General features: G+C 62.5%; 18 protein-coding genes and 3 pseudogenes. 15 read left to right on the top strand and 6 right to left on the bottom strand.

Going from position 1 to position 19,259, the window contains the following annotated elements:
- Nucleotides 1-491 precede the first annotated feature (491 nt).
- The 6 genes and pseudogenes from ENZ75_RS02090 to ENZ75_RS02065 all read left to right on the top strand — a co-directional run bounded on the left by ENZ75_RS02090 (nt 492) and on the right by ENZ75_RS02065 (nt 8,155).
- Nucleotides 492-2,000, top strand: coding sequence for a DUF2778 domain-containing protein (locus tag ENZ75_RS02090; protein WP_245469130.1), 1,509 nt, complete (start codon nt 492-494; stop codon nt 1,998-2,000).
- Nucleotides 2,001-2,124: 124 nt separating this feature from the next.
- Nucleotides 2,125-5,262 (top strand): excinuclease ABC subunit UvrB, encoded by a 3,138-nt coding sequence (gene uvrB / locus ENZ75_RS02085; RefSeq protein WP_063168832.1) that lies wholly within the window; start codon nt 2,125-2,127, stop codon nt 5,260-5,262.
- 341 nt (nt 5,263-5,603) lie between these two features.
- Nucleotides 5,604-7,130 (top strand): ABC-F family ATP-binding cassette domain-containing protein, encoded by a 1,527-nt coding sequence (locus ENZ75_RS02080; RefSeq protein ID WP_063168833.1) that lies wholly within the window; start codon nt 5,604-5,606, stop codon nt 7,128-7,130.
- Between the two features lie 128 nt (nt 7,131-7,258).
- A pseudogene (locus tag ENZ75_RS02075) lies at nt 7,259-7,541 on the top strand (type II toxin-antitoxin system RelE/ParE family toxin).
- 12 nt (nt 7,542-7,553) lie between these two features.
- Complete coding sequence (locus ENZ75_RS02070; protein ID WP_027039367.1) at nt 7,554-7,853, top strand: HigA family addiction module antitoxin; 300 nt, start codon at nt 7,554-7,556, stop codon at nt 7,851-7,853.
- Between the two features lie 143 nt (nt 7,854-7,996).
- Entirely contained in the window at nt 7,997-8,155 is a 159-nt protein-coding gene (locus ENZ75_RS02065; protein WP_013530026.1) for a hypothetical protein, read from the top strand.
- Nucleotides 8,156-8,171: 16 nt separating this feature from the next.
- Here ENZ75_RS02065 and ENZ75_RS02060 read toward each other — a convergent pair whose 3' ends face one another.
- Nucleotides 8,172-8,786 (bottom strand): glutathione S-transferase, encoded by a 615-nt coding sequence (locus ENZ75_RS02060; protein ID WP_063168834.1) that lies wholly within the window; start codon nt 8,784-8,786, stop codon nt 8,172-8,174.
- 237 nt (nt 8,787-9,023) lie between these two features.
- On the opposite strand from ENZ75_RS02060, the gene ENZ75_RS02055 reads away from it, so the two are divergent.
- Both ENZ75_RS02055 and ENZ75_RS02050 read left to right on the top strand, forming a co-directional pair.
- Entirely contained in the window at nt 9,024-9,452 is a 429-nt protein-coding gene (locus ENZ75_RS02055) for a glyoxalase/bleomycin resistance/extradiol dioxygenase family protein (RefSeq protein WP_013530024.1), read from the top strand.
- A gap of 74 nt (nt 9,453-9,526) precedes the next feature.
- The gene (locus tag ENZ75_RS02050) at nt 9,527-9,880 is read left to right on the top strand and encodes a DUF1428 family protein (protein ID WP_063168835.1); all 354 of its coding nucleotides are present in this window, start codon (nt 9,527-9,529) and stop codon (nt 9,878-9,880) included.
- A gap of 145 nt (nt 9,881-10,025) precedes the next feature.
- Here the strand turns inward: ENZ75_RS02050 and ENZ75_RS02045 are convergent, their stop codons facing one another.
- Nucleotides 10,026-11,648: a sulfotransferase gene (locus tag ENZ75_RS02045; RefSeq protein ID WP_244514230.1), complete on the bottom strand. Its 1,623-nt coding sequence runs from the start codon at nt 11,646-11,648 to the stop codon at nt 10,026-10,028.
- A 195-nt stretch (nt 11,649-11,843) separates the two neighbouring features.
- On the opposite strand from ENZ75_RS02045, the pseudogene ENZ75_RS02040 reads away from it, so the two are divergent.
- A pseudogene (locus ENZ75_RS02040) lies at nt 11,844-12,299 on the top strand (EAL domain-containing protein); the annotation flags it as partial.
- Nucleotides 12,300-12,330: 31 nt separating this feature from the next.
- Here ENZ75_RS02040 and ENZ75_RS02035 read toward each other — a convergent pair.
- Complete coding sequence (locus ENZ75_RS02035) at nt 12,331-12,750, bottom strand: Kazal-type serine protease inhibitor domain-containing protein (RefSeq protein ID WP_013530021.1); 420 nt, start codon at nt 12,748-12,750, stop codon at nt 12,331-12,333.
- A 501-nt stretch (nt 12,751-13,251) separates the two neighbouring features.
- On the opposite strand from ENZ75_RS02035, the gene ENZ75_RS02030 reads away from it, so the two are divergent.
- From ENZ75_RS02030 to ENZ75_RS02020, 3 genes are all read left to right on the top strand, one after another.
- Nucleotides 13,252-13,464 (top strand): cold-shock protein, encoded by a 213-nt coding sequence (locus tag ENZ75_RS02030; protein WP_006202520.1) that lies wholly within the window; start codon nt 13,252-13,254, stop codon nt 13,462-13,464.
- Between the two features lie 320 nt (nt 13,465-13,784).
- On the top strand, nt 13,785-13,997 hold the full coding sequence (locus tag ENZ75_RS02025; protein WP_013530020.1) for a cold-shock protein: 213 nt from the start codon (nt 13,785-13,787) through the stop codon (nt 13,995-13,997).
- A 183-nt stretch (nt 13,998-14,180) separates the two neighbouring features.
- Nucleotides 14,181-14,612 carry a BA14K family protein gene (locus tag ENZ75_RS02020; protein ID WP_013530019.1) on the top strand — a complete coding sequence of 144 codons (432 nt, stop codon included), beginning with the start codon at nt 14,181-14,183 and terminating at the stop codon, nt 14,610-14,612.
- A gap of 127 nt (nt 14,613-14,739) precedes the next feature.
- On the opposite strand, the gene ENZ75_RS02015 is transcribed toward ENZ75_RS02020, so the two are convergent.
- The 3 genes from ENZ75_RS02015 to ENZ75_RS02005 all read right to left on the bottom strand — a co-directional run bounded on the left by ENZ75_RS02015 (nt 14,740) and on the right by ENZ75_RS02005 (nt 16,872).
- Entirely contained in the window at nt 14,740-15,378 is a 639-nt protein-coding gene (locus ENZ75_RS02015; RefSeq protein WP_063168837.1) for an MBL fold metallo-hydrolase, read from the bottom strand.
- A gap of 137 nt (nt 15,379-15,515) precedes the next feature.
- A complete protein-coding gene (locus ENZ75_RS02010) occupies nt 15,516-15,833 on the bottom strand; it encodes a hypothetical protein (protein WP_013530017.1) in 318 nt (105 codons plus the stop codon).
- Nucleotides 15,834-15,978: 145 nt separating this feature from the next.
- Nucleotides 15,979-16,872, bottom strand: a complete 894-nt coding sequence (locus ENZ75_RS02005) for a branched-chain amino acid aminotransferase (protein ID WP_013530016.1) — start codon at nt 16,870-16,872, stop codon at nt 15,979-15,981.
- Nucleotides 16,873-17,118: 246 nt separating this feature from the next.
- Here ENZ75_RS02005 and ENZ75_RS02000 point away from each other — a divergent pair, with 246 nt between their 5' ends.
- From ENZ75_RS02000 to ENZ75_RS01990, 3 genes and pseudogenes are all read left to right on the top strand, one after another.
- Complete coding sequence (locus ENZ75_RS02000; protein ID WP_024505623.1) at nt 17,119-17,652, top strand: MarR family transcriptional regulator; 534 nt, start codon at nt 17,119-17,121, stop codon at nt 17,650-17,652.
- Nucleotides 17,639-18,358, top strand: a complete 720-nt coding sequence (locus tag ENZ75_RS01995; RefSeq protein WP_013530014.1) for a response regulator transcription factor — start codon at nt 17,639-17,641, stop codon at nt 18,356-18,358. The genes ENZ75_RS02000 and ENZ75_RS01995 overlap by 14 nt, the downstream gene beginning before the upstream one ends.
- A 121-nt stretch (nt 18,359-18,479) precedes the next feature.
- A pseudogene (locus ENZ75_RS01990) lies at nt 18,480-19,259 on the top strand (two-component sensor histidine kinase); the annotation flags it as partial.

The raw sequence follows: 19,259 nt of genomic DNA, 5'->3' as shown, positions 1-19,259 counted from the left end.
TGGCAGGCAACAGTTTTACCGGAAACACGCGCGCCTTTTGTAGGCAGGTCTGCCGGCAGTCGGTTCGCTGCATACACCGCGCGGAGGCGCTGCGTAAAAATTAGCAGTGGCTGTTTTGCTTGACTCGGCCGCCAAAAACAGGCAGCAAAACCAGGTCGGAAGGGCGACAACACCACTTTCCTGGCCGTGGACGAAGGCTGATTTGGCCAAAATCCACATCTCGTCGTTGGTTTTGAGAGGAATTGATTAACCAACTTTGTCCATATTTTGAAGCAATCGGCAACCAACTACAGACGCGGCAAACGCGTCGGGGACCACCTGGGATCACTCACAGAATGGTCGTCGCGGCTCTCAAGGCCACGTACGGGGAAACCGATTGAAGCGAGATTGGTTGCATGGCGTTGTTGAGTACACACAAAAAAAACCGGGGACAGCGTGAGGGCGGCGAGTTCGTCGATGCTCCACGTTCCCCTTCCTTCAACGCTGGCCGGGTGGCCCGCTGGGTCGCGCTGCCTTGCGTCAGCACCGCCATCGGCCTTTGGTTGATCGGCACCATGGCTGGCCTCAGTTCCGTCGGCGCCTCTCTATCGGCAACTTCGGTTGGCCTGCCCCAGACACTGTCGACACCGGGATCGCTCGCACTTGCCGATCCGCTGAAACAGCACTTTTTGAAAGCACCCTTCGTGCTGGCCAACGCCAATGGCGGCACTCAGGCCCTGCATGATCATTCGGTGCAGTGCGGCGCCAGCTGTTTCAAGCTGGCCAGGGTAAGCGCGCGGGCGGAAAAATCCGAACGCCTTGTAGCGCAGGCAAAGCCGATGCCCGCCGCCGTGAAGTCGAAGGCGCAGGAGCGCTTCGAACGCATGGAAGCGTCGCTTTCGCCGATGAAGCTGGCCGCTGCCTTTGCCGACGCCGGAAAGCCTGCCGCCAGTGCCAACACCCGCCCGGTGATCTCCACCGTCGCACCGCGAATTGCCGAGGCGTCGTTGGTGCCCTCCGTCCAGGTCACAGCCAGCCTGTCCGATAACATGCCAGTTCCGGCGGCCGAACGTTTCGCCCGGCTGGATACCGACTCGGTGGTCGTGCAGACCGCACCGCCGCCGATGGGTTTTGCCCAATCCGGTACGCCAGACAATTCGCAGTTGGCGCTTGCTCTGGTGCAGTCCCTGCCGGCCGACGACGAGGCGTTCGCCTCACCGCTGCCGATCGAGGAATCGTCAGCCGATGTCGTGGTTTCACCCGTCGAAACCCAGCAGGATCAACCCGGCGATGCCGCCGCGCTGCCGGACGCTCTGACCGACGACGTGCCGTTGCCGACCCGGCGTCCGCAATTCGACGCGCCGCAGCCCAAAGTGGTCCAGCAGGAGCCTAAGTCCGTCCAGCAGCCGAAATCCGTTCAGCAGCCGAAGCCGGCACGCGAGACGGTCCAGCAGGCCCAGCCGGCAAAACCGACGCGGCAAGGCCGGCCGGCCGATGGCGGCGATGTGCTGGCCTATGCCAAGCCCGACACCCCGTCGGGCGGCCTTGGCAAGGCGTTCAGGAACCTCTTCAACTCGCCAGCCGCCAGGAGCGGAGCCGGCAATGGCGTCGCCGTGTACGACATCAGCAGCGCGACCGTCTACATGCCTGACGGCTCGAGGCTCGAGGCGCATTCAGGCATCGGCGCCATGGCGGACCAGCCGCGTTATGCCGACCAGAAGAATCGCGGACCGACGCCGCCCAACACCTACAATCTGTCGATGCGCGAGTCGCGCTTCCACGGAGTGGAGGCCTTGCGCCTGACACCGGTCGATGGCCGCAACAAATACAATCGCAACGGCCTGCTGGCCCATACCTACCTGCTCCGGGGCCGCTACGCCCAGTCGAGCGGCTGCGTCGCCTTCAAGGACTATGCGCGCTTCCTCGCCGCTTTCAAGAAGGGCAAAATCAAACGCCTCGTCGTGGTGCCGCGCCTGAACGGGTCGGCGACGCAGGTCGCATCAGCCGCCAGGGGCGTGTAACGACAAGAGCTTTCGGGCGCCTTCCCGCTGCTCCTGACAGCCTGCTGTCAGGAGCAGCGCTGTCCGGCACGCCTCTCCCCACCGCGCTCTTTCCATTTTGGCCAGGAAATCCCATATTCGGGACATGGCCAAATCTCCCGATCAGAAAACGCCGCCGACGGCGAATGACGACCGCGCCGCGCCGAAGCGGCGCAGCCCGCTGACCGATTTCCTCGACGCCTCCGAGCCGCTGCACAAAGGCGGCTTCGCCGAGATGCCGCAGCCGGAGCTCTCTGGCACGCCGCTGACCGGTTCGATCGCGGATTGGGCCGAGCAGATCGAGCAGGAAGCCGAAAACGAAGGACGTCTTGTCGCCAAGGGTGACGGCGGCAAATCGCCGAAGCCGTCGAAGAAGATACCCGAGCGCTCAAGCTCGCCGGGGCGCAGTTCGCGCGGCACCTCGATGGGTGGCGCGGCGTCAGCCAGGGAGCGCACGGCAGCCGGCCTCAATCCGGTCGCCGGCCTCGACATCTCGCTGGAGGACGCCGAGACCATGGCCTCGGGCAGCGTCACCGCGACGGTGGCGGCACTGTCGGCGCTGATCGAATCCGGCAATCCGCTGCACAAGGACGGCGTGCTGTGGACGCCGCACCGCCCTGCCCGCCCCGAAAAATCCGAAGGCGGCATCGCCATCAAGATGGTGTCGGAGTTCGAGCCGGCCGGCGACCAGCCGACCGCGATCAAGGATCTGGTCGAAGGCGTCGATAACCACGACCGCACCCAGGTGCTGCTCGGCGTCACCGGCTCAGGAAAAACCTTCACCATGGCCAAGGTGATCGAGGAGACGCAGCGCCCTGCCTTGATCCTGGCGCCGAACAAGACGCTTGCCGCGCAGCTCTATTCCGAGTTCAAGAAATTCTTCCCGGAAAACGCCGTTGAGTATTTCGTCTCCTACTACGATTATTACCAGCCGGAAGCCTACGTCCCGCGCACCGACACTTTCATCGAGAAGGAATCCTCGATCAACGAGCAGATCGACCGCATGCGCCACTCGGCGACGCGTTCGCTGCTTGAGCGCGACGACGTCATCATCGTCGCCTCGGTGTCCTGCATCTACGGTATCGGCTCGGTCGAAACCTATACGGCGATGACCTTCCAGATGCAGATCGGCGACCGGCTCGACCAGCGCGCGCTGCTCGCCGATCTCGTCGCCCAGCAGTACAAGCGGCAGGACATCAACTTTGTCCGCGGCTCGTTCCGCGTGCGCGGCGACACCATCGAAATCTTCCCGGCCCACCTGGAAGACCGCGCCTGGCGCATCTCGATGTTCGGCGACGAGATCGAGCAGATCACCGAATTCGACCCGCTGACCGGCCAGAAGACCGGCGAGCTGAAAAGCGTCAAGATCTACGCCAATTCGCACTATGTGACGCCGCGCCCGACGCTGAACCAGGCGATCAAGTCGATCAAGGAAGAGCTCAAGCACCGGCTGGTCGAACTCGAACGCGCCGGCCGCCTGCTTGAGGCACAGCGGCTGGAACAGCGCTGCCGCTTCGACCTCGAAATGCTGGAAGCCACCGGCTCGTGCGCCGGCATCGAGAACTATTCGCGCTATCTCACCGGCCGCCAGCCGGGCGATCCGCCGCCGACGCTGTTTGAGTACATCCCCGACAACGCACTGGTCTTCATCGACGAAAGCCATGTCACCGTGCCGCAGATCGGCGGCATGTATCGCGGCGACTTTCGCCGCAAGGCGACGCTGGCCGAATACGGCTTCCGTCTGCCGTCCTGCATGGACAACCGGCCGCTGCGCTTCGAGGAGTGGGATGCCATGCGTCCGCTTTCGGTCGCGGTCTCGGCGACCCCTGGCGCCTGGGAGATGGAACAGGCCGGCGGCGTCTTCGCCGAGCAGGTCATCCGTCCGACCGGCCTGATCGATCCGCCGGTCGAGGTCCGCCCGGCCAAGAGCCAGGTCGACGATGTCGTCGGCGAGATTCGCGATACCACCAAGGCCGGCTACCGCACCTTGGTCACCGTGCTGACCAAGCGCATGGCCGAGGATTTGACCGAGTATCTGCATGAGCAGGGCATCCGCGTCCGCTACATGCACTCCGACATCGATACGCTGGAGCGCATCGAGATCCTGCGCGATCTGCGCCTCGGCGCCTTCGACGTGCTGGTCGGGATCAATCTTCTGCGCGAAGGCCTCGACATTCCCGAATGCGGCTTCGTCGCCATTCTCGACGCCGACAAGGAAGGTTTCCTGCGATCGGAAACCTCGCTGATCCAGACCATCGGGCGCGCCGCCAGAAACGTCGACGGCAAGGTCATCCTCTATGCCGACCAGGTGACCGGCTCGATGGAACGGGCGATGGCCGAAACCAACCGTCGCCGCGAAAAGCAGATGGAGTGGAACGCGGCCAACGGCATCACACCGGAATCGGTCAAGTCGCGCATCTCCGACATTCTCGATTCGGTCTACGAGAAGGACCACGTCCGCGCCGATATCTCGCAGTTCACCGACGGTGCCGGCGCCATGATGGGCAACAACCTCAAGGCCCATCTCGACGCGATGGAAAAGCAGATGCGCGATGCCGCGGCCAATCTCGACTTCGAGAAGGCGGCCCGCATCCGCGACGAAATCAAGCGCCTGCGTGAGATGGAACTGTCCATCTCCGAAGACCCGCTGGCCAAATACGCCGACATGGAAAGCCCGGCCTCCGGCCGCGAAAAGGGCAAGCACAACAAGGGCGTGGCCAAACATCGTACAGCAGAGGAACAGGAGCGTTTTCGCAAGCTCGACGCAGCGCGTGCCGCCGAAGAGGCAGCCAAGGCTGCCCGGCCCAACCTCTTCCGCAAGCCTGATCTCGACGAGATGGGCGCCGATGGCACTGTGCCGGTGAAAAAGCCGCTGTTTTCGAAACCCTCGATCGACGACATGGGTCCAGGTACCGACATGCCGACGCCGGCCGGCGCGGTGTCGCGCTCGCTGTTCAAGAAACAGTCGGCATCCGAGGCACATGGTTCCGATTTCGGCATTCCCGGGGACGCCACAAAGCCGCTGTTCAAGAAGAACTCGCTGGACGAGATGACGGTGCGGCGGACGGAAAAACCGATCGAAGGAAAAGTGCCGGCCAAGCCGCAGCCAATCTCCCCCCTCGTGGGGGACGAATCCGCCAAGCCAGTTGTTCGCCAGCGAACAGGCATTGGCTCCTACGAAGACCCCGCCGACGCCCGTCGGGAAAAGCGCCGGCCGGGTAAGACGGGTAGGCCGGGAAAGTAGCGCCTTCCCCTTCTCCCAGAAGGGGAAGGGAAGCGCTCCGCCGCCGCCGCATTCCGCCGACCCACTTGCCACCAGCCCCGCCTTTGGTGTAATCGCTCCGCATACTCAACGTCTTGTCTCGAAAGGAGGGCTCACGTGTTTACGTTTCATCGTCACCATCGTCAGCGTGGCCCGATTTCTGCCCTGCGAGCTTGCTTGCAGGGCTGACCAGGGACGGTCCGGGTTTTTCCCGCTTCGATTTTTTGGTCTGCCCTTCGTGGTGCGTAATGCCGAGCCTGATGGCCGGAAAGCGCACCGTCAAAGTGGACCGGAGTAGTCTCCGGCAAGACCAGAGAAATCAAATGGCCCTGATCAGCCTCAAATCCCTCGGCGTCACCATGAGTGCGCCGCTGTTTGCCAATCTCGACCTCACCATCGGCACCGGCGACCGGCTCGGCATTGTCGCCGCCAATGGCCGCGGCAAGTCGACTTTGCTGAAATGCCTGACCGGCGGGATGGAGCCGACCTCCGGTGACATCACCCGCACGCGCGGCCTGCGCGTCGGTCATGTCGAACAGTCGGTTGCCCCGGTCCTTCGCACCCGTACGTTCCGGCAGGTGGTGGCGGATGCCTTGCCGTCCGAGCAGGCCGAAAGCGAGATGTGGCGTGTCGACGTGGTTCTGGATTCACTCGACGTGCCCGAGCCGATGCGCGAGCGGCCAATGCAGGCGCTGAGTGGCGGCTGGCAGAGGCTTGCGCTAATCGCACGCGTCTGGGTCACCGATCCGGACGTGCTGTTGCTCGACGAGCCGACCAACCATCTCGACCTTGTCCGCATCAGCCAGCTCGAAACCTGGCTGAACACGCTGCCGCGCGAGGTGCCCGTCGTCATCGCCAGCCACGACCGCGCCTTCCTCGACGCCACCACCAACCGGACCCTATTCCTGCGCCCGGAACAGTCGCCGGTGTTTGCCCTGCCCTACTCCCGCGCCAGGCAGGCGCTCGACGAGGTCGATGCTTCGACCGAGCGCAAGTTCCAGCGCGACATGAAGGTGGCGCAGCAATTGCGCCGGCAGGCGGCCAAGCTCAACAACATCGGCATCAATTCGGGCAGCGACCTTTTGACGGTGAAGACCAAGCAGCTCAACCTGCGGGCCGAAAAACTGGAAGAAGCGGCCGCACCGGCGCACCGCGAAAAGTCGGCGGGTGCCATAAAACTGGCCAATCGCGGCACCCACGCCAAGGTGCTGATCACGCTCGACGACGCGGCTGTGGAAACACCCGACGGCACCCCGCTGTTTCGAACCGGCAAGCGCCATATCTGCCAGGGCGACCGCATCGTGCTGCTCGGCCGCAACGGCGTCGGCAAGTCGCGCTTCGTCACCCTGATCCGCAATGCCATTGTCGAACCGGACACGGTGCCGAATGTGAAGGTGACGCCGTCGACGGTGCTAGGCTACAGCGACCAGGCGCTGTCGGGCATCAGCGGCGACGACACGCCGCTGATGCTGGTCTCGCGCCGCTACGATGTCGGCGAGCAGCGTGCCCGCTCGCTGCTGGCAGGCGCCGGCGTGGTCATCGAGATGCAGGAGAAAAAGATCGGTGCGCTGTCCGGCGGCCAGAAGGCGCGGCTGATGATGCTGGCGCTGAGGCTCGCCAATCCCAACTTCTATCTGCTGGACGAGCCGACCAACCATCTCGACATCGACGGCCAGGAAGCCCTGGAAGCGGAACTGCTGGCACATCAGGCAAGCTGTGTGCTCGCCTCGCACGACCGCTCCTTCATCCGCGCCATCGGCAACCGCTTCTGGCTGATCGAGAAACGGCGGCTGACCGAAGTCGAAGACCCAGAGGATTTCTTCCGCTCGGTGGCGGAGGGCGCTGGCTAATCGGTGAACAAAACTGCCGATGAAGTTCCGGCCTGTCGAGCGCAGGCCGGAGTTTCGTATCATGTTACGAGACGTCTTCTTGACTTCCGAAGCGTATCATGCCATGGTACGCCACTCGGGTCGGCAAGGTGATAAGCTCCTCCAAAGACAAGACCAGCGAAGCCGTTTCGAACGGCAAGGCTCCGAAGGGCTTCCCATCGGACCTTTGTCCGCTCAGCCCAGCGGAAGCTGTTCATGATCGACAACGCCGCCGAACTGTCGAATCTGAAGACGCCTCCCGGCAACAGGCTTGAGCCGCTGAAAGGTAACCGTGCGGGCCAGCATTCGATCCGCATCAACGATCAATTCCGCCTCTGCTTTAGGTGGGTGGAAGGGCAAGCGGAGGATGTTGAAATCACCGACTATCATTGAAGAGGGTTCAAAATGCTGAACATCAACCCACCTATCCATCCCGGAGAAATTCTCCGTGAGGAATATCTCGTGCCGCTCAATCTGAAGCCTTACACGCTGGCCAAAAAGCTGCATGTGCCCCGCACACGCATCGAGCGCCTGGCCAGCGAGACGACACCGGTAACGCCCGACACCGCTTTGCGCCTTGCGAAGTTCTTCGGAACCACGCCGCAGTTCTGGATGAATATGCAGGCGAGCTACGACCTCGCCGTAGAGGGAGAGGCGAAGAAGGCCGATCTTGAAACAATCGAACGTCTACAAACCGCGGCCTGAAGTAATCGCGTTAGCAACAACCCGCTTCAAGCAGGCTACGGAGCTAGCGATAAAAAAATCTCGACGATCTGTCGGATAGCCTCAGCCCGCCGCGTCCTTGGGATGCCGACACGATGATGCCGGCCCAACCCAGGAGAATTATCATGTCGGTTCTTTCGTCCATCGGTCGCATCGCAACCCGGTATGCGGCAGCGCGCGCTCGTCACCGCAGCGAACGCGTCCTGCGTTCACTGCCTGCCTCGCTGCGCAAGGATATCGGGTTTCCGGACGTCTTCGATGCGCAAAACGGCCGCCGCCCCTGACCTCGCGGGGCGCCAGTCAGTCATGCGTATCGCCCGAAAGCGGCGTCGCCTTCATCGATACGCGTTTTTCGAAAGCCTCGAACCAGCGCGTCAGCAGTGCCCGTGAGCGAAAAGGCGGAAGGTGACGGAACGCCATCCAGGACAGCGCGGTGGCCAAGGCAATGTGGCCGATATGGAGCGGCGCCTCGTCGTCCAGCGTGCTCTCGATCCAGTCGTAGCTCGCCTCGATCTTTTCCCGGTATCCGTCGGCGAGAGCACCATAGCGCAACTTTTCGGGTCTCCTTTCCGTCTCCCAGCGCAAGGCTATACCCGTCTGCGCCAGGCCCTGGGCGACCGCCTGCAACCGCAATGCCTGCCAGCGCGCCTCGCCGTCCTGCGGCAGCAGCTTGCGACCGTCATGCAGCGTGTCGAGATAGGCGCAGATGACATCGGAATCGAAGATCGGCGACGCGTCGGGCCGCAACAGCACCGGCACTTTGCCGAGCGGGTTTTCGGCGTAGACGCGGGCATTGCGCAAGGTCGGACTGGTCTCGTGATGAATGACCTCCAGCCGATCGGCAATGCCAACCTCGTGGGCGAAGACGAGCGCCTTGCGCGCGAAGGGTGAGTGGGTCTGATAGTAGAGGATCATTGTCGTCCCAGGATTTGAAGAGGCGTTCGCCTGATCCATCTGTTCTAGCCTGCGAGCCGAGAGAATTGCGCTCTGATTGGGCGCGGTCGACGCAAGTTCGTTTCACGCCTCTCGTCCAACTGCGGCTGCGTGGACTGTCCAGGGCCGGTCGGCCAAAAAAATCTGCCGGCCATGTAGGAACGCCGGCACCTCATCCGTCCTTTGGCTCGCAAGGCCAAACGCAAAGAGGAACAACAGATGACCGATCAGACCCCCGTTCAGCCCGCGGCCAAAGTGCTCGGCGGATTGACCCCCTATCTGCAGCTGGATGGCGCCTTCAAGGCTGCCGAATTCTACAAGAAGGCCTTTGGTGCCGAGCAGGTCTTTGCCTATCCGGCGGACGAAAAAGGCCGCACCATGCACATCCACCTCCACATCAACGGCTCGACGCTGATGCTCTCCGACTTCTATCCCGAAAACGGCATGCCTGCCGTCAAGCCGCAAGGTTACACCATGCAGCTTCACCTCGGCAGCGACGACATCGAAGCCTGGTGGAAGCGCGCCGTCGATGCCGGCTGCGAAGTCGCCGTGCCGCTCCAGATCATGTTCTGGGGTGACCAGTGGGGCAATATGCGCGACCCGTTCGGCGTCGAATGGGCGATGAATGCGCCGGTCAAGAAAGCCTGATTTATCGCCAATGGCGAAGTCCCTCACCGGCTGGCGTCGGTGAGGGATTGTGAACTTCCAGGAGGAGACCCACAATGTCCTATGTCGATGGCTTCGTGCTTGCCGTGCCCAAGGCAAATCTCGATAACTACAAGAGGCTGGCCAACCTCGCAGGCCCTATATGGATGGAACACGGCGCGCTCGCCTATGTCGAATGCATCGGCGACGACGTGCCCTATGGCGAGGTCACTTCGTTCCCGCGCGCCGTGCAGGCCAAGGACGACGAGATCGTCGTCTTCGCCTGGGCCGTCTATGAGTCGCGGGAGAGCCGCGATGCCGTCATGGCCAAAGTGATGGCAGATCCGCGCCTGAAGGCCGATTGGGCGGACATGCCGTTCGACGGGAAGCGCATGATCTTCGGTGGCTTCAAGCCATTCATAGAGCTTTGAGCAGCCGGTAGCAGATTGGCAGAAGCCCCTCAGCTTCGTCATCCTAGGACGAAGCAGGAGCGAAGCTCCGTCGCGAAGGCCTTAGGATGACGACGCGGGTGCTTAGGCCAATCTCTAAGGCCACGATCAGCTAGAGAGCGTTGCGCTAATCCAGCCTGTCCAGAAGCGGCTTCAGCCGGTCACCATAGCGCTTCCATAGATCGACCGACCCCTGATACATCGGCTGGCGCACCTGTGCGGCTGAAGCCGTGCGCACCGGTCGGTCGGTCTCGTGGAACGATAGTGCCGCGTCGTCCCAGGGCAGGCCGAGATGGGCGATCAATGCCCGCGTCTGGCCTTCCTGGTCGGCGACAAAATCCTCGTAGCGTACATCGTGCACGACGCCTGGCAGCACCGTGTGCCAATGCTTCATGATGTCGGTGTAGAGATTGTGGAAGTCGGCGAGCTCGCCGAGATCGTAGCCATAGCGATGGCTGTCGCCGCGGAAATGCACCTTGTAGATCGACAGGCAGGTGGCCGCCGCATCGCGCGCGCAGTGGATGATCCTGGCCTTCGGCATCATCATGTGGATGAAGCCGACAAGCAGGAAGTTGCCCGGCATTTTGTCGGTGACGTGGCGCATGTTCGGATAGCGGGCATGGAGCATGTCGAGATAGGCTTGGCCTGCCTCGGCAAAATCCGAATCGCCCGTATCCGATACGCCCCATGGGAAGCCACCCGGCATGGTCGCCGGGAACTGCCTGCCGACCGCCTTCTTCAATATGCTGAGCTCGCCTGCGCCATAGACCTGCGGATGGCTGGCGATGATCTGCTCGACCAGCGTCGTGCCCGAACGCGGCATGCCGACAATGAAGATCGGCGTGTCGTCGCTGATTGAGCTGGGCCTGTGCTTCTCGAAGAAGCCGGCATCGAAGGTGGCCTTCATCGCCTCGAACTCGGCCCGCGTCCTGGCCTGGTCGTAGTCGATGCCTTTGCGGCGGATCGCATTGCCCTCGGCGAAATAGTCGAAGGCCCGGCCATAATCCCTGAGATCGTCATTCGCCTTGCCGAGTCCGAAGGACAGTTGCATGCGCGCCAGGCTGTCCTGCGGCGCCTTGGCATGCTGGGCTTCCATGCCCCCAAGCTCGCTGTCGCGCTCCTTCTGGCGCTTGACCTGCGTCAGCATCAGCCAGGCTGTGGCCATGGCGGGGTTGATCGCCAACGCCTGCCGGAACAGGTCGGCCGCCTCGTCGAGCTTGCCCTTTTCCATCAACCCGACGCCGAGCCCGTGCAGCAGGTCGGCATCCTTGGGTCGGATCGCCAGCGCTTCGCGGAAGGCAGCCAGCGCCTCATCCAGCCGCCCGGCTTCCTGCAGGGTTTCGGCAAGCCCGATGCGGGCGCGCACATGAAATGGGTTGCGTGCAACCGTGCCGCGATAAATCTCTTCGGCCTCTTCGAACTGGCCGACCTGTTTCAGCGATGAGCCGAGATTGTCGCGCGCCGCGAGTTGGTCCGGCCGCAGATCCACTGCGCCGCGGAAGAAATCGATGGCCGCAGCAGGGCGGCCGAGGTCGCGCATCACCGTACCGAAATTGTTGAGGAAATCGGGATTCGTCGGCTGCAGGCTCACCGACCGTTCGATGAGATCCAGCCCTTCTTCGCTGCGCCCGGTCTGGTGAAGCAGCAGTCCCAGGAAATGCGCCGCGGCCGCGTGCTTGGGCTGACGCGCCAGCACCTGCCGGTAGATCGTCTCAGCCTCTTGCCGGCGCCCGGCCTGATGCAGTTGCAACGCCTGCTGCACATACTGGTCGAGGCCCAGCGGCGGCTGTCCGCCTGCGCCAGACCTGGCTCCCGCACCCGCCGCTCGTCTTTGATCTCTGTTGATGGGAAACCTACCGTGTTTTATCCGCCTGTGGCGATCTAGGCCATCGGCGCCGCAGGTTCAAGGCTTCGCTTGCTGTCTCGTCCTTTCGTCGGTGCGGAAAGATCAAATCAGCACACCGCGATCCGGCCCCAGCAAATCTGGCTCGAGGCCACGGAGCGCGCGTTCATCGATATCAACTCGGCCCGCTCAACGCTCGTTCGTGCCCGCGAACTTGGCCACGCAGTGGCAATCGACGACTTCGGCACCGGCTACTCCAGCCTGTCCTATCTCGAGGGGCTGCCGCTCGATGCGCTCCTAATCGACAAATCGTTCATCGATACGATCAGCACGAATTCCGCCACCAATTCCGTCACCGCGCATATCATCGACATGGCCAAGACACTAAAGCTGAAGATCGTTGCCGAAGGCGGGGAAACGCAGGCGCTGGCCGACCACCTCGCGGCACGCGACGTCGACTACGGCCAGGGCCGGCTGTTTGCCAGACCCATGCCCGCGTCCGAGTTCATCGCCGACTGTGTTCATCGCCGACTGTCGCCAGGTGAGCCGACGGCTTGATGCTTGTCGTCCTCAACGAGGCGCAGCGTTCTCAGCACGGCCCGTCGCCAACGACGCGATAGTCCGCGGCACGGGCTTCGCAGGAATTGGGGAAGGTGCGCATCTCGCCATGCCGGCGCGCGCACACCGGCGCATATTCGCGGGTGCAGAACGTCTGCTCTTCACCACCGCCGCCGCCGCCACCGCCGCCACCGTCGCGGCACGGACCGTCGCGCACGATGCGGTAGCCGGCCCGGTCGGCAAGACAGGCATTGGCGAAGGTCTGGCGATCGCCGCCGCGCCGCGCACAGACCGGCTCGTACTGCTTGCTGCAATATTGCGGTTCCGGCCGGGGCGGACGCGGACGCGGCCCTGGTCCGTCATCGACGACGACGGTGCAGGCGGCAAGAAGTGCCGACAGCAACAGGATGACAAAACCCTGCCGCGAAAAGATTGCCGCCAGATATTTCATGATGATCTCCCACGATCGCGTCCCCGGTTGCCGATCCTCGCCATTCCCTTGCCAAATGCAACCCCCGTTTGCAGCCCTTTCAGTCGGAAACGCGCTGGGGCTGTAGGCGGCGTCGACCTCCTCGGCCACCTCGACATCTGGCCCATTCGTGGCCCGGTTCTGGCCGATGACCCGGCCGGCAAGCAAGCCTATGCCGAGCCCATCGATGCTCAGGTCAGTCGATTGATGCGTCGGGACGCGCCAGTACGGCGGCCCGCGGCGGTATCTTGCAACCATCACGTTTCCGTGCGATAAATTCCGTGTTCGGGCATTTGCGACCCGGAGAGCGGAACGTTTTGGACGACCTTTCCCCGATACTGTGAATCTCTGACGGCCCCGTTTTCGGCGGGGGGTTTGACCATGCGCCAATGCATGACTGCCGAAGCAACCACCGGGAACTGCCCTTTGCGCCAGGCGGCGGGCGGGACCACCAAAGACTGAACGGGTGAAGGAGTTTCCCCAATGGCCCAGACCGGCACCGTTAAATTCTTCAACGCGACCAAAGGCTTCGGTTTCATCACGCCCGATGGTGGCGCCAAGGATGTGTTCGTCCATATCTCCGCGATCGAAGCTTCCGGCTTGCGCACGCTCGTTGATGGCCAGAAGGTCACCTTCGACGTCGAGCCGGACCGCATGGGCAAGGGCCCCAAGGCCGTCAACCTCCGCGCAGCCTGAGCCATCGGCGCGCCGCATGTCACTTAGACGTGCGACGGAGGCTCCATGCCTGCACCTGGCCTGGAGAGGGATCTGAATTTTGAAAGGCGCGGCGATCTTCGTCGCGCCTTTTCCTTATCGAAGGCGCGGGCCAGTGATGTCGCCCAAGCGGCCGGGTTCTGGGCAACGACTTGCATAAAAACAAAGACCCGAAGCATGCCGCAACGTGCTTTAGACGCCCGCAAAACTTTCTCTTGCCGATGACGCTAAAATAAAGGACAAATTTCCACTCGGGCATTTGCCGGCCCGAGACTGGAGTTTATGGGACAAAGGAGCTTCCCATGCCGCAGACCGGCACCGTCAAATTCTTCAATCATGCCAAGGGCTTCGGCTTCATCACGCCCGATGATGGCGCGAAGGATGTTTTCGTCCATATTTCAGCTGTGCAGGCGTCCGGTCTTCCCGGCCTCGAGGATGGGCAGAAAGTGTCGTTCGATACCGAGCCGGATAAGCGCGGCAAGGGTCCCAAGGCCGTCAACCTGTCGGTCGGCTGAGCCGGCTTCGAACCGGCGCTCCCGGGCAGATCGCTCCCTTGAGAGCCTGTGATTTTTGACGTCCGTTTTGAATAAACACGTTAAAATCCGTTCAGCCCCCGTTCAGCCACGGTCGCATATTAGTCTTCGGTAAAGCCGGACCGCATCCCCGAAACTGCACGGGCCGGAACGAAGGAGACCGACATGAACCGAATTTTCAAAACCGCCGTCCTGGCCGCTGCCGTGGCCGCCACCACGCTCACGGCCTTGCCCGCCGCCAATGCGCGCGACTGGCGCCGTCATCATGGCCATCATGGCAATGGCGATGCCATTGCCGCCGGCGTGCTCGGCCTCGCGGCCGGGGCGCTGATCGGTGGCGCATTGGCCAATGACCGCCCGCCGCCCGACGCTGACCGCTACTACGATGACGGTTACTACGATCGTGACGTCGTGGTGCGCCCGGCCCCGGTCCGCCGCTATTATGCGGAGCCGCGGGTGGTCTACGCCAATCGTTATGCCGAACCGTGGACGCGTGACTGGTACGAATATTGCTCGGACCGCTACCGCAGCTTCAATTCCCGTACCGGCACGTTCACCGGCAATGACGGCGAACAGCATTTCTGCACTGCCAACTAACCAAGGGCTTCCCTGCCCCAAAACAGAAAAGCGCTGACCGCAAGGCCAGCGCTTTTTTGTTGTGGTCTCTACAATGTCAACGGTCTGCTTGAGGCTGATGAAAAACAGCTACGGTTCCGAGCCTGGTTCAAGTCAAAAAAGGATTGGTCCGCCTCTCCTCGCCAAAACGTCCGCCGGCACCGTGGCCACAGATGAAGCCGATGTCGTCGCCGAGCGGCAGGAGCTTGTCCTTGATCGAAGCGATCAGCGCCGTGTGGTCGCCGCCCGGCAGGTCGGTGCGGCCGACCGAGCCGCGGAACAGCACGTCGCCGACATGGGCGAACTTGGCTGCGCGGTTGTAGTAGACGACGTGACCGGGCGCATGGCCGGGGCAGTGCAGCACCTCGAACACATGGCCGCCGAACGACACGGTCTCGCCTTCGGCCAGGAACCGGTCGGGCACGCAGTTGCGCGCTCCGGCGATGCCGTAGCGCTTGCCCTGGTTTTCCAGATTGTCGAGCAGCGACTTGTCGGCCTCATGCGGACCGATGATCTCGACGCCGAGCGCCTCCTTCAACTCCATTGCACCGCCGGCATGGTCGATGTGGCCATGCGTTATCCAGATAGCTCCGGCTGAGATCGCATTGTCCTTCAGCACCGCCAGTACCTTGTCGATATCGCCGCCCGGATCGACGACGACGCCATGCTTGTCATCCATGTCGAACAGGATGGTGCAATTCTGCTGGAACGGTGTGACCGGCACGATGCCGGCATTGAGCTGACCCATGATCGTCCTTTCGATGTTCACGGGTGATGTAGAGGCGCGGACAAAGGGCGTCCACCCTCGAAAGACGAACAGTCAGTAGCCCCAAAACGGAAATGGGCGGCCGAAGCCGCCCATTTGAAAAGACCGAAACGGCCTGCTTACTTCTTCATGGCGCCCATGACCGCGCCGAGAATGGCGGTCAGGATCGCGCCGCCGCCGGCGCCGCCGACGATGTTCTGCAGGTTCAGCGCGCTGCCGAGACCGCTCGTTGCTGCTGCCGCAGCCGCCGGATCGACCGCACCGCCACCCAGCAGGCTGCCGAGGATCGCCGCACCACCGACGCCGCCAATGGCTCCGCCCAGGATTTTGGGAAGCTGACCCATCGCCGCCGTCTTGAGCGCCGCACCGACCGCCTGACCACCGATGATGCCAGTAATCACCTGTATGATGATCGGAAGAAGCGTGTTCATGTCCATATGATTAGTCCCTCCATAGCTGTCAGCCTCCCGGGCCGACACCATCATGAGACGCCGAATTGGACGAAAGTCAAATGCAGAAACGCTGAAATAAAAGGGGCGGCCCGAAAACCGCCCCTACTTCCTAAAAAAGCTGTGACTTTCGTTATTCTGCGGCGATCGCGTGCTTGGGCTGAACGGCCGCAGAATAGTCATTCATAAGATTCTTGGCTATTTCGCCGACCTCGAATCGGTAAGGCCCGATCTCCGAAACCGGCGTCACTTCCGCTGCCGTCCCGGTCAGGAAGCACTGCTCGAAGCTTTCCAGCTCTTCCGGCAGGATGGCGCGTTCAATCACCTCAAGGCCGCGATCCTTGGCCAGCCCGATGACCGTGCGGCGGGTGATGCCGTCGAGGAAGCAGTCGGGCTTGGGTGTGTGGATCTTGCCGTCCTTGACGAAGAAGATGTTGGCTCCGGTCGCTTCGGCGACCTGGCCACGCCAGTCGAGCATCATGGCATCGGCATAGCCCTTGGCCTCGGCGGCGTGCTTGGACATGGTGCAGATCATGTAGAGCCCGGCGGCCTTCGACTTGGAAGGCGCGGTGCGCGGGTCGGGCCGGCGCCATTCCGCCACATCGAGACGGATGCCTTTCAGCTTCTGCGCAGGATCGAAATAGCTTGGCCATTGCCAGATGGCGATGGCGCAGTTGATGCGGTTGTTCTGCGCCGAGACGCCCATCTGCTCACTGCCGCGCCAGGCGATCGGCCGGACATAGGCGTCCTGGAAACCCTGCTTCTTGAGAAGCGTGGAAGAGGCGTCGTTGAGCTCGGCCACCGAATAGGGGATCTTGAAACCGAGCAGGCGTGCCGATTCATGCAGGCGCTCGGTGTGTTCGTTGAGCTTGAAGATCTCGCCGCCATAGGCGCGCTCTCCCTCGAAAACAGCGCTGGCGTAATGCAGCCCGTGCGTCAGCACATGGATCTTGGCGTCACCCCATTGGACGAATTCGCCGTTCATCCAGATGAAGCCATCGAGTTGATCGAAGGGAACGGATGCCATGGTAACCTCCCACGGGCGGCAGCCCGGATAGTTGTATCGTTGTGTGTTTCGTGTCGGCCGCCCAAAGCGGCTTTTATGGTGGAGCGTAGGCGGATAATTGCGCTCTGGCAAACTTAGGAAATTCCGGAAAAACCGGCTTCCCTTGCCTTTTCGTTCGCAATCCGCCCAAAAGCTTGTCAAAAATTACCATTGCAGGGAAATTACGTCAATAGTACTGACATAATCTCTCTTTCCCACGGAGAAATAATGACGGATCGAAGCCCAGCCGCCGGAAAACCGATCAGGACCGCAATGTCGGTCGAGGACGGCATCGACTTCGCCATCATCGAGCTGCTCTTCTTTGCCTATCGCGACTTCACCTCCGATCCGGACCAGATCCTGGCCGATTACGGCTTCGGCCGGGCCCACCACCGGGTGCTGCATTTCGTCAACCGCAGGCCGGGCCTGACGGTCGCCGAACTGCTCGACGTGCTGAAGATCACCAAGCAGAGCCTGGCCCGTGTGCTCAAGCAACTGATCGACACCGACCATATCGTGCAGTTGCAAGGTCCGCGCGACCGCCGCCAGCGCGAACTTTATCCGACAGCCAAAGGCCGTGCGCTGGCGCTGGCGCTGGCGCGGCCACAGTCGCGCCGCATCCATGCTGCATTGGGGGATTCCGGAGTAACCGAACGGACCTTGGTGGAACGGTTCCTCGAAGCGATGGTCAATCCGGAACTGAGGGCGCAGATCGACGTTGGGTCCGCAAAAATGTCAGGGAAAAGCCATGGAGAGCACTGAACGGGTCGATCACGCGGCCGCGCCGGACGACGACGCGCCGCATCTGCTTGTCGTCGACGACGACACCCGCATCCGCAATCTTCTCAAGCAGTATCTGACCGAAAATGGCTTTCGCGTCACCGTTGCCGGCAATGCCGGCGAAGCCAGGCGCAAGCTTGCCGGCCTCGACTTCGACCTTCTGGTGCTGGACGTCATGATGCCCGGCGAGACGGGCGTCGACCTGACCAAGTCGCTGCGGGCCGAAAAGAACGTACCGATCCTGATGCTCACAGCGCTGTCGGAGACCGACAGCCGCATCTCAGGGCTGGAGGCTGGCGCCGACGACTATCTGCCAAAGCCGTTCGATCCGCGCGAGCTGATCCTGCGCATCAACAACATCCTGCGCCGCGGTGGCCCGGCGACCACGCCCAAGGTCGAGCAGTTGGTCTTCGGCCCCTACACGTTCCAGATCGCCCGGCGCGAATTGAAGCGTGGCGGCGAGGCGTTGAAGCTGACCGATCGCGAGCAGGAGATCCTGGCGATCTTCGCCGCGCGGGCGGGCGAGACGATACCCCGCCACGAGCTTGTCGGCGACGATTCGGAAGTCGGCGAGCGCACCATCGACGTCCAGATCAACCGGCTGCGCCGCAAGATCGAGCGCGATCCGTCCAATCCGGTCTGGCTCCAGACCGTACGCGGTATTGGGTATCGGCTCAGCGTGGAATAGAATGCCGCCTGCGGCCGGCTGAACGGCTGCGGGCAAGCGAAAAGAGCGAATGGCAACCACGGAACTGGAACAGCCGGGCAATGGCGGCTTGAGCGCACGCGCTGCGCGGACGCTGAAGGCGGTGCCGCGCGCCTGGAACCGCTTCTGGCGCCTCGTCTCGCTCTATATGCCCAAGCGGCTCTATGCCCGCTCGCTGATCATCGTCATCGCGCCGATGATCCTGCTGCAATCGGTCGTCGCCTTCGTCTTCATGGAACGTCACTGGGCAACCGTGACGCAGCGCCTGTCGCAGGCCACCGTGCGCGACATCGCCGCCATCATCGACCTGATCGAGACCTATCCGCGCGATGCCGACTACACCAACATAATCCGCATCGCCCAGGACCGCATGCAGCTGAAGGTCGACCTCTTGCCGCCCGACCCACTCCCCGCGCCCGGTCCAAAGCCGTTTTTCTCGATTTTGGATGATGTTCTCTCGTCCGAGATCACCCGCCAGATCAACCGCCCGTTCTGGATCGACACGGTCGGCAACTCCAACATCGTCGAGGTACGCGTGCAGCTCGAGGGCAAGGTGCTGCGCGTCTTCGTGCGCCGCAGCCAGGCCTATGCCTCTAACACCCACATCTTCCTGATCTGGATGGTCGGCACCTCGCTGGTGCTGTTGATGATCGCCATTCCCTTCCTGCGCAACCAGATCCGGCCGATCCTGATGCTTGCCGAAGCCGCCGAAAGCTTTGGCAAGGGCCGGCCGATGCCGCGCGATTTCCGGCCGCGCGGCGCCGAGGAGGTTCGCCGCGCCGGCTTTGCCTTCATGCAGATGCGCGAGCGCATCGAACGCCAGATCGAACAGCGCACCGCCATGCTGACCGGCGTCAGCCATGACCTCAGAACCATCCTCACT

Origin of the sequence: Mesorhizobium sp. M7A.F.Ca.CA.002.04.1.1 (assembly GCF_004022805.1) — a bacterium.
In the GTDB taxonomy this organism is placed as follows: domain Bacteria; phylum Pseudomonadota; class Alphaproteobacteria; order Rhizobiales; family Rhizobiaceae; genus Mesorhizobium; species Mesorhizobium ciceri.
This window is presented reverse-complemented; position numbering and strand designations above follow the sequence as displayed.